The organism is Polynucleobacter sp. 30F-ANTBAC, assembly GCF_018882385.1.
Lineage (GTDB): Bacteria > Pseudomonadota > Gammaproteobacteria > Burkholderiales > Burkholderiaceae > Polynucleobacter.
This window is the reverse complement of sequence record NZ_JACVON010000001.1, coordinates 431,689-444,217: the sequence shown is the minus strand read 5'-3', so window position 1 is coordinate 444,217 and position 12,529 is coordinate 431,689. Positions and strand designations below refer to the sequence as shown.

The following is a 12,529-nucleotide window of genomic DNA, read 5'->3' as shown; positions in this document are numbered from 1 at the left end:
TCAAAATCTAGGATTTGTGCAACGCAACAATTTAGTGCTTTGAAGCACTAAATTGTTATTTAACTCATTGATTTATATAATTAAAGAACCGTTGCAATGGCTTTAGCGACACCGCCAATATTCTTAGTATTTAGGGCAGCCACACAGATACGACCTGTAGAAACAGCGTAAATACCAAATTCGGTCTTCAGACGTTCTACTTGATCCGCTGTTAGACCGGAGTAAGAGAACATTCCTCGTTGAGCATTCACAAAGCCAAAATCACGTTTAGCACCGGATTCAGCTAGTTTGGAAACCAAGGTATTGCGCATCAACTTAATACGATCACGCATTTCACCCAACTCTTGCTCCCACATTGCACGGAGCTCAGGGCTGTTAAGTACTGTTGCAACCACTGTACCGCCATGAATCGCTGGATTAGAGTAGTTGGTGCGAATCACACGCTTGACCTGAGATAAGACACGAGTGGACTCATCTTTGCTGCCTGTTACAACCGATAGAGCACCAACACGTTCGCCGTATAAGGAGAAAGACTTAGAGAATGAGCTTGAAACAAAGAAGCTCAAGCCCGCATCCGCAAATAAACGAACTGCAGCACCATCCTCATCAATACTGTCAGCAAAGCCTTGGTAGGCCATGTCTAGGAAAGGAATGAGTTGCTTGGATTGGCAAACAGACGCTACCTTTTTCCATTGCTCAGCGGTCATGTCCGCACCAGTCGGGTTATGGCAGCAAGCGTGGAGGAGAACAATCGACTTGGCAGGAAGCGCTTCTAAAGACTTCACCATCCCATCAAAATCAACGCCACGCGTGTTAGGGTCGTAATACGTGTAGTTTTGAACGGTAAAGCCAGCAGATTCAAAAATACCGCGGTGGTTTTCCCAGCTAGGGTCACTAATAGCCACAATCGCATTCGGCTCGAGACGCTTTAGGAAGTCTGCACCAATCTTAAGGGCACCAGTACCACCAACTGCTTGAGCCGTTACAACGCGACCAGATGTCAAAATCTCAGAATCTTTACCAAACAGTAAGTTTTGTACGCCTTGGTTGTAGGCTGGAATACCTTCAATGGCCAAATAGCCGCGAGCAGCTGATTTTTCCATCATGATCTTCTCAGCGGCCTGGACCGCACGCAATAATGGAATCTTGCCATCATCCGTAAAGTAGACGCCAACCCCAAGATTTACCTTATCGGAGCGGGTGTCAGAGTTATAAGCCTCGTTAAGGCCAAGAATAGGGTCGCGTGGGGCAAGTTCAACGTTAGAAAATAGGCTCATAGTATTAAATATGTTAGAAAGTTCAAGCAAGCCTAGAATGATAGCCGAGATGCCAAAAAAATCACCTAAAAAATTAGAAATTTCGAGTTCGCCGGATCAGGAAAACACCATTCGTTTTCCGGGTTCACCGTTCTTGCTCCATCAACCATTCCCGCCTGCCGGCGATCAGCCTGAGGCTATTAAGCAGTTGGTGGAGGGGGTTGAGGATGGTTTGATCTATCAAACGCTTTTGGGGGTGACCGGTTCGGGTAAGACGTACACCATGGCCAATACTATTGCTAGGATGGGGCGACCAGCCATTATTTTCGCCCCCAATAAAACACTAGCGGCCCAGTTGTATAGCGAATTTAGAGAATTTTTCCCGCAAAATGCGGTCGAATATTTCGTTAGTTATTACGATTATTACCAGCCAGAGGCTTATGTGCCGACTCGAGATCTTTTCATTGAGAAAGATTCGTCGATCAACGAGCACATCGAGCAAATGCGACTCTCCGCCACGAAGAGTCTTTTAGAGCGACGTGACACGATCATTGTTTCAACGGTATCCGCCATTTACGGTATTGGTAATCCTGGGGACTATCACCAGATGGTCTTGACTCTGCGTCAAGGTGACAAGTTGTCTCAGCGCGATATCGTGACTCGCTTGATTGCTATGCAATACGACCGTAACGATATTGATTTCTCACGAGGTAGTTTTAGGGTGAGGGGCGATACCATTGATGTCTTCCCAGCAGAACATAATGAGTTGGCCGTCCGAATCGATTTGTTTGATGACGAGGTGGATAGTCTTCAGTTTTTTGATCCCTTAACTGGAAGAATCAAGCAAAAGATTCCACGCTTCACCATCTATCCGGGTTCGCACTATGTCACACCACGAGAGACTGTTCTCAGAGCGATCGAAACCATTAAGGCAGAACTCCGAGAGCGACTTGATTTTTATATCAAAGAAGGCAAATTGGTAGAGGCTCAACGTCTGGAGCAAAGAACCCGCTTTGATTTAGAGATGCTTTCAGAGTTAGGTTTTTGCAAGGGTATTGAAAACTACTCTCGGCATTTGTCGGGCGCCAAGCCTGGTGAGGCGCCACCGACACTGGTTGATTACCTGCCACCTGATGCCCTGATGTTCTTGGATGAAAGTCACGTGCTGATTGGTCAACTCAATGGTATGTATAACGGCGATAAGGCGCGTAAATCAACCTTGGTCGAGTATGGCTTCCGTTTACCTTCAGCGATGGACAATCGCCCGCTTAAATTTGAAGAGTTTGAGAAAAAAATGAGACAAGTTATTTTTGTCTCAGCAACGCCAGCTAATTACGAAAATGAACATGCCGACAAAGTTGTAGAGCAGGTGGTTCGACCAACTGGATTAGTCGACCCAATCATTCATGTCAGACCAGCCACTTCTCAGGTCGATGATGTCATCTCTGAAATTCATGATCGCATCAAAAAAGGCGAGAGAGTCTTGGTTACGACTCTGACGAAACGCATGTCAGAGCAATTGACCGAGTTCATGTCCGATAATGGTATTAAGGTTCGCTACCTGCACTCTGATATCGACACGGTAGAGCGTGTTGAGATTTTGAGGGATCTTCGTTTGGGCGTATTTGATGTCTTGATTGGCATCAACTTGCTTCGCGAAGGTTTGGATATTCCAGAAGTTTCTTTGGTGGCTATTTTGGATGCTGACAAAGAAGGATTCTTGCGCTCAGAACGAAGCCTGATTCAAACCATAGGTCGTGCCGCACGTAACGTTAACGGTACGGCTATTCTCTATGCGGATAAGATGACCGAGTCGATGAAAAAAGCTATCGGAGAAACCGAGCGTCGTCGGGCCAAGCAAACCGAATTTAATACATTGCACGGTATTACGCCTAAGGGCGTTGTAAAAAGAATCAAAGATATTATTGATGGCGTTTATGATGTCGATGAGAAGCGTTCTGAGCAGAAGATTGCTGAAGAAAAAGCTCGTTATGAAGATATGAGTGAAAAGCAACTATCGAAAGAAATTAAACAGCTTGAAAAAATGATGGTTGATCACGCTAAGAATTTAGAATTTGAAAAAGCAGCTCAAGCACGAGATCAGTTACTAAAACTTAAAGCCATGGTTTTTGGTGCTGAGTTACACGACACAATTTAATAAAATGGAATGAGCAAGATGCAAGTTTTTAAAGGTGTAAGACAACTCTGGTTGCGCTGGAAAGAGTCTAAAGACGCCTATCAATCTCTTGATAGATTGCTCGTGGTCCCCGATCACACAGCAGATTTAGCAGATCGCAATCGTTGGTTGATTGAGTTGCTTTATTGGCTGCGCCGCAAATCGCGACAGGATGTTGTCGAAGCTTCTAATGTTGGAGTGCATCCTGAGCATGCTCGACTGAGAGCTTTATTAAAAGTTTTAGAGCAGCGCTCAGACGTTAAGTTAAAAGTAGCTCAATTAATTAGAAGTGTTCTAAAGGACAACGATTCACTATCTTTGTTATGCGACGCCGGTGTTGCAACGAAGCCTAGTTTTTGGGGTGAAATTTTTGAGCGCATTCGGAATCGTTTGGTTCCACCGCCACCAAATAAACCGGAGCTATCGGTACTTGTGGCTCTAGGTTTTGTTGGTAATCATGACTCAAGCTGGGTGCATGATTTAGATCATGAACTTTTAATAGAAATTCAACAGTTAGTTCACTACCAAGAGGCATCGAGTGAGTTCTATAGAATTTTTAATGACATTGCTGAAGCGATTCATATTCTGATTAGCTATATCGGCGCTTCTGGCCTCAGTTATTCGGTTCGATCTCGTTTGCGTGAAGCGAGTGGTCAGCATTCTCCTTTTTATCGATTAGCTAAATTGGCTGAAGAGATCCTTAAAGATCAGCCGCGCTTAAATGAGCATGTCTATCAGGCTCATTTAAAAGACTTTAAAGAAGTTCTTGATGCTTGTTACTTGGCTTGTGATGATGTTTATGCGCATCTGGATGAGAACGGCGTATCGATTGAGACCGTGTTCCAGGTTGAGACCATGCGTCTTCGTTTGGCGCGAGTTGAGCTCTTATTAAAGACTTGGTTGGAGCGCAGTCAAACTCATAATTATTCCCAATTGGCCGCTGATCTTATCTTGACTGTTCAGGGACACCGAAGTGTGAAGCGATTAGCGGAGCAGTCCTTTGCATTGCTTTCTAGAAAAGTAGTTGAGAGAAGTGCTGAGACTGGGGATCACTACATTGCAACTGGTCAAAAAGAATACTGGTCGATGTTTAAAAAATCTGTGGGCGGTGGCGCCATCGTTGCCGGCACAGTTTATTTAAAGTTTTTGATAAGTGGTCTTGGTCTTGTTCGATTTTTTGAAAATTTACTGCTAACAATTAACTATGCGGGTAGCTTCTTATTAATTCAGTTTGCCAACTTCACCTTAGCGACAAAGCAGCCGGCTATGACTGCTCCAGCATTGGCACAACTGCTTGATCAAACAGATACGGAAGAAGGGCTTAATCAGTTTGTGGATAGATCCATCGATCTCATGAGATCTCAAGCTGCTTCGATTTTGGGTAACTTGGTCATGGTGATTCCTGTTGTGATGGTGATTCAAGTTGCGATCATCTTCATCATGGGCCATCCATCCATAAGCCCGATCAAAGCTCAGGCGATTTTTCACACAGTTTCTCCATTCAGTGGTGCGTTTATTTTTGCTGCTTTCACAGGCTTTTTATTATGGCTATCTAGTTTGATTGCAGGTTTAATTGATAACTGGTTTGTTTTGCACTCGGTTCAGGATGTCATTCGCTATAACCGTCGCTTGAATCTTGTCTTTGGAGAAATCAGATCAGCACGTTGGGCGCAGTGGTGGAGAGATAACATCTCGGTCGTTGCGGCTAACGTTTCTCTTGGGTTCTTATTGATTTATGGCCCGACCTTCCTTGGCTTCATTGGTTTAGGGATGGAAATTCGTCACGTGACATTGTCTGCTGGTCAATTTGCTGCTGCTTCTGTGGCACTTGGTTGGAAAGTATTCTTGATGGCAGGTTTCTGGATCGGCATCGTGGGTTTCCTCATGATTGGCTTTATTAATGTATTGGTGAGCTTTTCTTTGGCCTTCAACATGGCTTTGAGGTCTAGAGATTTGCCTTCTTTGGATCGTCGCAGACTTTATGTGGCAGTTAGAGAGCGCCTCAGACACAACTTCAAGTCTGTTCTATTCCCGTCTAAATAATTGATTTATAAGAGGTAAATATATTTTCACCTCTTAATCATCGCCTTTGCACGGGCATTACCCAAGTATTTTTGTCAGGTATCTGCTATAGTTGAGCTGAAAGGTCGGGTATTGACCATAATATAGATCAACCAAGCGAGGTGACACATGAGATTAACAACTAAAGGACGTTTTGCTGTAACGGCAATGATTGATTTAGCTTTGCGTGAATCACATGGGCCCGTGACATTAGCCGGCATTAGCCAGCGTCAGCACATTTCCTTGTCCTATTTAGAACAGCTATTTGGTAAATTACGTCGTTTTGATATCGTGGAGAGCACCCGAGGTCCTGGCGGTGGTTACACACTAGCGAGAAGAGCCAGCGAAGTTTCAGTAGCTGACATCATCATTGCTGTAGATGAGCCATTGGATGCTACTCAGTGTGGTGGCAAAGGTAACTGCCATGGTGATGAGGGTGGTCACGGCCGTTGCATGACGCACGACCTTTGGAGCAACCTCAACCAAAAGATGGTGGAGTATTTGAGCTCAGTTTCATTGGCAGATCTTGCAAAGCAACAAGAGGGTCGCGTGTTGATCAATGATATGCGTGAATCAAAACCTAAAGTTGACTCACTCAAGCAAATCAAAGGTGCCGCTCCAGCTGAGGCAAAGAAAGAAGTTGAAAAGAAAAAACCTCTAGCGAACTCTGTCTTTACTTTTGCTCAGCAAATTAATTAAAAGAAACGTTAGCAAATCAAACTTTATTTAGTATCAGAAAGATAACTATGTCATCACCTAAACCGGTTCCTATGTTCAGTCCAGAGCACTTCCCAATCTACATGGACTATTCATCTACAACACCAATCGACCCTCGCGTGGTTGACATGATGATTCCTTATTTGCGTGAACAGTTTGGCAATCCAGCATCTCGCAGCCACGCTTATGGTTGGAGTGCTGAGGAGGCTGTTGAAAATGCTAGAAATGAAGTCGCCAAATTGGTGGGTGCGGATCCAAGAGAAATTGTTTGGACGAGTGGCGCGACTGAAAGTAATAATTTGGCTATTAAAGGTGCAGCCCACTTTTATAAAGAAAAAGGCAAGCACATCATCACAGTTAAAACAGAGCACAAAGCTGTTTTAGATACCTGCCGCGAATTGGAGCGCGAGGGATATGAAGTGACATATCTCAATGTTTTGCCAAATGGTTTGATTGACTTTGATGCATTCAAAGCCGCGGTGAGACCGGACACAATTCTTGTATCTGTCATGTTTGTGAATAATGAAATTGGTGTTATTCAGGATATTCCTAAGATTGGTGAGTTCTGTCGTGAAAAGGGCATTATTTTCCATGTGGATGCAGCTCAAGCAACAGGTAAAGTTGTGATTGATTTGCAGACTCTGAAAGTGGATTTAATGAGCTTTTGCGCTCACAAAACATACGGTCCTAAAGGTATTGGTGCCTTGTTCGTGAGACGTAAACCACGTATTCGTATTGAAGCTCAAATGCATGGTGGTGGACATGAGCGAGGTATGCGTTCCGGTACGTTAGCTACCCATCAGATTGTTGGTATGGGCGAGTGCTTCCGTATTGCTCGTGAAGAAATGGCGACTGAGAGTGAGAGAATTCGTATGCTCCGTGATCGTTTGTGGAATGGTTTGAATGCTATTGAAGAAGTGTATTTAAATGGCGACATGGATCAACGTGTGCCTCATAACCTCAATATTAGCTTTAACTATGTTGAAGGAGAGTCGATGATCATGGCGCTTAAAGATATCGCTGTTTCATCAGGTTCAGCATGTACCTCTGCATCTTTAGAGCCATCTTATGTGTTGCGTGGTTTAGGTCGAAATGATGAGTTGGCACACAGTTCGATTCGTTTCACAATTGGTCGCTTTACGACTGTTGAAGATGTTGATTTCACAATCAATCTTGTGAAGAGCAAAATTGCAAAATTAAGAGAGTTGTCACCACTTTGGGAAATGTACAAAGATGGTATCGATCTAAGCACGATTCAGTGGGCTGCTCACTGATAACCGGTTATTAAGAAATAAAGGAATCTAAAATGGCATATAGCGAAAAAGTAATTGAGCACTATGAAAATCCACGCAACGTCGGCTCTTTCGAAAAGGGTGATGACCATGTTGGTACAGGTATGGTGGGTGCACCTGCTTGCGGCGACGTCATGAAATTGCAAATTCGTGTGAACGATGCCGGCATTATTGAAGATGCCAAGTTTAAAACCTATGGTTGCGGTTCAGCGATTGCTTCATCTTCTTTGGTCACAGAGTGGGTGAAGGGGAAGACTTTAGATCAAGCATTAGAGATTAAAAACTCTCAAATTGCTGAAGAGTTAGCTTTGCCACCCGTTAAAATCCATTGTTCTATCTTGGCTGAGGATGCTATTAAAGCGGCAGTTAAAGATTACAAAGAAAAACATCCAAAATAATTATGGCTATCTCATTAACTGAAAAAGCTGCTAAACATATCACTCGCTATATTGAGCGTCGTGGTAAAGGGCTTGGCCTGCGCTTAGGCGTCAGAACCACTGGATGTTCTGGACTAGCTTATCAGCTAGAGTATGTTGACGAGGCTTCTCCGGAAGATGTGATGTTTGAGTCTTTGGGTGTGAAGGTCTTCGTCGACCCTAAGAGCTTGGCTTATCTAGATGGTACTGAATTAGATTACGCTCGTGAGGGCCTTAATGAAGGATTCAAATTTCAGAATCCTAATGTGAAAGATGAGTGTGGTTGTGGCGAATCCTTCAGAATTTGAGGATTACTTCGCCTTATTTCAAATCAAGCCACAATTCAAGATGGATAGGCAGGCTTTGGAGTCTGCTTATTTAACTGTTCAAAAACAGGTTCACCCAGATTTGCATGCAGGTGGCAGTGATGCTGAAAAACGAGTGTCCATGCAAATGGCCACTTTGGCTAATACGGCCTATCGAACACTCGCTCATCCTATTCAACGAGGTCTATATATTTGCGCTCAGCAAGGAATAGATCCCCAGTTAGAGACCAATACCACCATGCCAACGGCATTTTTAATGCAACAAATGGAATGGCGTGAGACCTTAGATGAAGTAAGAGATGATCCGATGAAGCTGGATAAACTATTGGACGAGGTTGAAGCAAGCAAGCAAAGTTTTTTAAAAGAAGTGGAAGTAGCCATCGATGCCGCTCAAGATTTTAAGTTGGCATCTGAAAAATTACGGGCACTATTATTTATTGATAAATTTAGCCAAGAGCTAGAAGACGCGATCGCAGCATAAAAATTATGGCCTTATTACAAATTGCCGAACCTGGCCAATCTTTAGCCCCTCACCAACGACGTATTGCCGTGGGTATTGATCTGGGGACCACAAATTCTTTAGTGGCTGCCATGAAAAATGCTCTGCCAGAAGTTCTGGAAGATGATCAAGGACGTGCCTTATTGCCGTCAGTGGTGAGATATCTTCGAGGTGGATCGACTCAAGCGGGTTATCAAGCATTACAAAATGCAACGGGTGATCCAAAAAATACGATCATCTCTGTCAAACGATTTATGGGTCGAGGCATCAATGATGTGGCCAATAAAGAATCGATCCCTTACGATTTTGTTGATGCACCAGGCATGCTGAAGCTTAAAACGATCTCGGGTGATAAAAGCCCCGTAGAGGTCTCTGCTGAGATTTTAGCTAGATTAAGACAACGAGCTGAAGACAGTTTTGACGATGAGATTGTGGGTGCTGTGATCACGGTGCCTGCCTACTTTGATGATGCGCAGCGCCAAGCAACCAAAGATGCAGCCAAATTAGCGGGTATTGAAGTTCTAAGGCTTTTGAATGAGCCAACTGCTGCAGCTATTGCTTATGGCTTAGATAATGCCTCTGAGGGCCTTTACGCGGTTTATGACTTAGGCGGCGGTACATTTGATATTTCTATCCTAAGACTCAGTAAAGGTGTTTTTGAAGTTCTTTCAACAGGCGGGGATTCAGCGCTGGGTGGAGATGACTTTGATCACCGTTTGTATTGTTATGTTTTAGAGCAGGCCAAATTACAGCTTCTATCCGATAAAGATACACGCTTGTTATTGAATGCTTCTAAAGAAGTTAAAGAACAGCTAAGTAAAAACCCATTATCAAGAGTTCATGTCACTTTAAGTGATGGCAAAGTCATCAACGTAGGGATTAGTCAGGCTCAGTTTTTTGAATTGACCCAGCATTTGGTAAGTAAAACATTGGTTGCGGCCAAAAAAGCGTTGAGAGATGCCGGATTATCTCCACAGGACGTTAAAGGTGTGGTTATGGTGGGCGGTGCGACACGCATGCCCCATGTGCAAAGAGCCGTAGGTGAGTTATTTGGTCAAACCCCTTTAACTAATCTCGATCCAGACAAGGTGGTGGCTATTGGTGCTGCCATGCAGGCGGATTTACTGGCAGGCAATCAGCAAAAAGGCAGTGAATGGCTTTTGTTGGATGTGATTCCTCTTTCTCTTGGTGTGGAAATGATGGGGGGATTAGTTGAGAAAATCATTCCCCGCAATACACCGATTCCGGTAGCAAGAGCTCAAGACTTCACAACATTTAGAGATGGCCAAACTGCTTTAGCAGTTCACATTTTGCAAGGTGAGCGTGAGGTAGTCGATCATTGCCGATCATTGGGTAAATTTGAACTTAGAAACATACCGCCTATGGCAGCAGGTGCTGCTCGCATTCGAGTTACATATCAGGTAGATGCAGATGGTTTGCTGTCTGTGACTGCAAGAGAGCAGCAATCCGGTGTTGAGGCTCATATTGATGTGAAGCCATCTTATGGTTTGTCGGATTCGGATATCACCAGCATGTTGCAAGATGGCTTTAGTCATGCAACCGATGATGTTCATGCCAGAGCCTTACGTGAAGAAGTGGTTGATGGGCAAAGATTAATTGAAGCAATTGAAGCAGCTTTAAAAGAAGATCAAGATCTGTTGGAAGCCGATGAGCTGGAAATGATTGTGCGTAAACTTGAGGCTCTGAAAGAGTTGCTGGTTGATGCCAAAGAAGTTCAAGTTATTCGTCGTTCGGTGGAATCGCTATCCAAGTCAACAGATGAATTTGCTGCACGTAGAATGAATAAAAGTATTAAGTTGGCTTTAGCCGGTAAAAAAATAGAAGACATTTAATTGGGAATTGAAAAATGCCACAAATAGTTATATTGCCTCACGCTGAGTATTGTCCTGAAGGCGCTGTTATTGAAGCAAAGCAAGGGGACTCCATCTGTGAAGCTCTGTTAGAAAACGATATTGAAATCGAGCATGCTTGTGAGATGTCAGCGGCTTGCACAACCTGTCACGTGATCGTGCGCGAGGGTATGTCTAGCTTAAATCCAGCAGAAGAGCTTGAAGATGATTTACTCGACAAGGCTTGGGGTCTTTGCCCGCAGTCTAGATTGTCGTGTCAGGCATTTGTGGCTCAGACCGACTTGGTGATAGAAATACCCAAGTACACTATCAATCACGCCAAAGAGGCGCATTAAAAAAAGGAGCCTCGGCTCCTTTTTTATTAGTCTTCTCTTCTCATGTGTGGGAAGAGAATCACATCTCTGATGTTTGGCGAATCGGTGATTAACATCATTAGACGATCAATGCCGATACCGCAGCCGCCGGTCGGAGGCATGCCGTATTCAAGGGCGCGAATAAAGTCAGCATCAAAGTACATCGCTTCTTCGTCACCAGCTTCTTTTTGTTCCACTTGTTTTTGGAAACGAGCTGCTTGATCTTCCGCATCGTTTAACTCTGAGAAACCGTTGGCGATTTCACGACCGGTGATAAATAACTCAAAACGCTCTGTAATACCTGGACGAGTATCAGACTCTCTGGCAAGAGGGCTCACTTCAATCGGGTAGTCAATAATGTAAGTTGGCTCCCATAAGTGCTCCTCAGCAGTTGCTTCAAATAAAGATAATTGCAGTGCGCCAAGGCCGGCATTCTTTAGTGTTGGACCATTGATATCCTCACCTGCCTTTTTGAGTTCGGTGCGGATAAATTCTTTATCTTCTAATTGAGCAGCGGTGTATTCTTTCTTAGAAAGAGGGGCGTACTTTAAAATAGCTTCAGCAATAGTGAGGCGTTGGAACGGTTTTGATAAATCCAAGGGTTTGCCTTGGTAAGTTAATACAGCAGTTCCTTGAGCATCAATCGCGGCTGCGCGAATTAATTCTTCGGTAAACGTCATTAACCACTTGTAATCCGTATAGGCTGCGTAGAATTCCATCATTGTGAATTCAGGGTTGTGCCTTGGGCTCACACCTTCATTACGGAAGTTACGGTTCACCTCAAAAACACGTTCAAATCCACCCACCACTAAGCGCTTAAGATAAAGCTCTGGGGCGATACGCAAGAACATTTGCATATCCAATGCATTGTGGTGCGTTGTAAATGGCTTAGCTGCAGCGCCGCCAGGGATCGGGTGCAACATCGGTGTTTCAACTTCCATAAAGCCCGCATCTTGCATGTGATGGCGGATCGAAGACATGGCTTTGCTGCGCGCCAAAAATGTTTGACGTGTTTCAGGGGAGACAATTAAATCCACATAGCGCTGACGGTACTTCAGTTCTTGATCAGCTAGACCATGGAATTTGTCTGGAAGCGGGCGAAGTGATTTTGAAAGCAAGCGTAATTCTTTGACTAGGATAGATAGCTCACCCTTATTTGTCTTAAAAACAACGCCTTCAGCGGCAATAAAGTCACCCATATCCCAATGTTTAAAAGCATTATGAGTTTCTTCGCCGATATCTGCATCGTTGATATAAAACTGGATTTGTCCGGTGCGATCTTGAACAGTAGCAAAGCTTGCCTTGCCCATAACGCGCTTGAGCATCATGCGACCAGCAACTTTAACGCTGATATTTTTTTCAGCTAAATTTTCCTTGCTGATCTCACCATAGTGAGCATGCAAATCAACCGCGTGATGTGTCGGGACAAAATCATTTGGAAAGGCAACCCCAGCTTTACGTAAGTTAGCTAATTTCTCTCTACGTTCAGCAATGATGTGATTTTCATCAACGATAGGGTTTTGTTGTTCTTGTGTCATGATGTTTCCAAGTAAGGAATGCTA

General features: G+C 44.0%; 11 protein-coding genes. 9 read left to right on the top strand and 2 right to left on the bottom strand.

Annotated features, from left to right (window positions below; genetic code table 11):
• Positions 1-80: 80 nt before the first annotated feature.
• Positions 81-1,277 (bottom strand): amino acid aminotransferase, encoded by a 1,197-nt coding sequence (locus tag ICN28_RS01845; RefSeq protein WP_216285800.1) that lies wholly within the window; start codon positions 1,275-1,277, stop codon positions 81-83.
• Between the two features lie 49 nt (positions 1,278-1,326).
• Here ICN28_RS01845 and uvrB point away from each other — a divergent pair, with 49 nt between their 5' ends.
• The 9 genes from uvrB to fdx all read left to right on the top strand — a co-directional run bounded on the left by uvrB (position 1,327) and on the right by fdx (position 10,949).
• Complete coding sequence (gene uvrB, locus ICN28_RS01840) at positions 1,327-3,414, top strand: excinuclease ABC subunit UvrB (protein ID WP_216285798.1); 2,088 nt, start codon at positions 1,327-1,329, stop codon at positions 3,412-3,414.
• An 18-nt stretch (positions 3,415-3,432) separates the two neighbouring features.
• Complete coding sequence (locus tag ICN28_RS01835) at positions 3,433-5,475, top strand: site-specific recombinase (protein WP_216285796.1); 2,043 nt, start codon at positions 3,433-3,435, stop codon at positions 5,473-5,475.
• A gap of 147 nt (positions 5,476-5,622) precedes the next feature.
• Positions 5,623-6,192 carry a Fe-S cluster assembly transcription factor gene (locus ICN28_RS01830; RefSeq protein WP_216285795.1) on the top strand — a complete coding sequence of 190 codons (570 nt, stop codon included), beginning with the start codon at positions 5,623-5,625 and terminating at the stop codon, positions 6,190-6,192.
• 71 nt (positions 6,193-6,263) lie between these two features.
• A complete protein-coding gene (locus tag ICN28_RS01825) occupies positions 6,264-7,484 on the top strand; it encodes an IscS subfamily cysteine desulfurase (RefSeq protein ID WP_216286838.1) in 1,221 nt (406 codons plus the stop codon).
• A 32-nt stretch (positions 7,485-7,516) separates the two neighbouring features.
• Positions 7,517-7,900, top strand: a complete 384-nt coding sequence (gene iscU / locus ICN28_RS01820; protein WP_216285794.1) for a Fe-S cluster assembly scaffold IscU — start codon at positions 7,517-7,519, stop codon at positions 7,898-7,900.
• Between the two features lie 2 nt (positions 7,901-7,902).
• Complete coding sequence (gene iscA / locus ICN28_RS01815; RefSeq protein WP_216285793.1) at positions 7,903-8,226, top strand: iron-sulfur cluster assembly protein IscA; 324 nt, start codon at positions 7,903-7,905, stop codon at positions 8,224-8,226.
• Positions 8,204-8,725 carry a Fe-S protein assembly co-chaperone HscB gene (gene hscB / locus ICN28_RS01810; RefSeq protein ID WP_370626427.1) on the top strand — a complete coding sequence of 174 codons (522 nt, stop codon included), beginning with the start codon at positions 8,204-8,206 and terminating at the stop codon, positions 8,723-8,725. Before iscA ends, hscB begins: the two co-directional genes overlap by 23 nt.
• Before the next feature lie 5 nt (positions 8,726-8,730).
• Entirely contained in the window at positions 8,731-10,596 is a 1,866-nt protein-coding gene (gene hscA / locus ICN28_RS01805; protein WP_216285791.1) for a Fe-S protein assembly chaperone HscA, read from the top strand.
• A 14-nt stretch (positions 10,597-10,610) separates the two neighbouring features.
• On the top strand, positions 10,611-10,949 hold the full coding sequence (fdx, locus tag ICN28_RS01800; protein WP_216285790.1) for an ISC system 2Fe-2S type ferredoxin: 339 nt from the start codon (positions 10,611-10,613) through the stop codon (positions 10,947-10,949).
• Between the two features lie 26 nt (positions 10,950-10,975).
• Here fdx and lysS read toward each other — a convergent pair whose 3' ends face one another.
• Positions 10,976-12,505 carry a lysine--tRNA ligase gene (gene lysS, locus ICN28_RS01795; RefSeq protein WP_216285789.1) on the bottom strand — a complete coding sequence of 510 codons (1,530 nt, stop codon included), beginning with the start codon at positions 12,503-12,505 and terminating at the stop codon, positions 10,976-10,978.
• Positions 12,506-12,529: the final 24 nt, after the last annotated feature.

Excerpts from the sequence above, each read along its gene's own strand:
- ICN28_RS01845 (WP_216285800.1), bottom strand. The coding sequence starts at position 1,277 with ATGAGCCTATTTTCTAACGTTGAACTTGCCCCACGCGACCCTATTCTT.
- uvrB (WP_216285798.1), top strand. The coding sequence starts at position 1,327 with ATGCCAAAAAAATCACCTAAAAAATTAGAAATTTCGAGTTCGCCGGAT.
- ICN28_RS01835 (WP_216285796.1), top strand. The coding sequence starts at position 3,433 with ATGCAAGTTTTTAAAGGTGTAAGACAACTCTGGTTGCGCTGGAAAGAG.
- ICN28_RS01830 (WP_216285795.1), top strand. The coding sequence starts at position 5,623 with ATGAGATTAACAACTAAAGGACGTTTTGCTGTAACGGCAATGATTGAT.
- ICN28_RS01825 (WP_216286838.1), top strand. The coding sequence starts at position 6,264 with ATGTTCAGTCCAGAGCACTTCCCAATCTACATGGACTATTCATCTACA.
- iscU (WP_216285794.1), top strand. The coding sequence starts at position 7,517 with ATGGCATATAGCGAAAAAGTAATTGAGCACTATGAAAATCCACGCAAC.
- iscA (WP_216285793.1), top strand. The coding sequence starts at position 7,903 with ATGGCTATCTCATTAACTGAAAAAGCTGCTAAACATATCACTCGCTAT.
- hscA (WP_216285791.1), top strand. The coding sequence starts at position 8,731 with ATGGCCTTATTACAAATTGCCGAACCTGGCCAATCTTTAGCCCCTCAC.
- fdx (WP_216285790.1), top strand. The coding sequence starts at position 10,611 with ATGCCACAAATAGTTATATTGCCTCACGCTGAGTATTGTCCTGAAGGC.
- lysS (WP_216285789.1), bottom strand. The coding sequence starts at position 12,505 with ATGACACAAGAACAACAAAACCCTATCGTTGATGAAAATCACATCATT.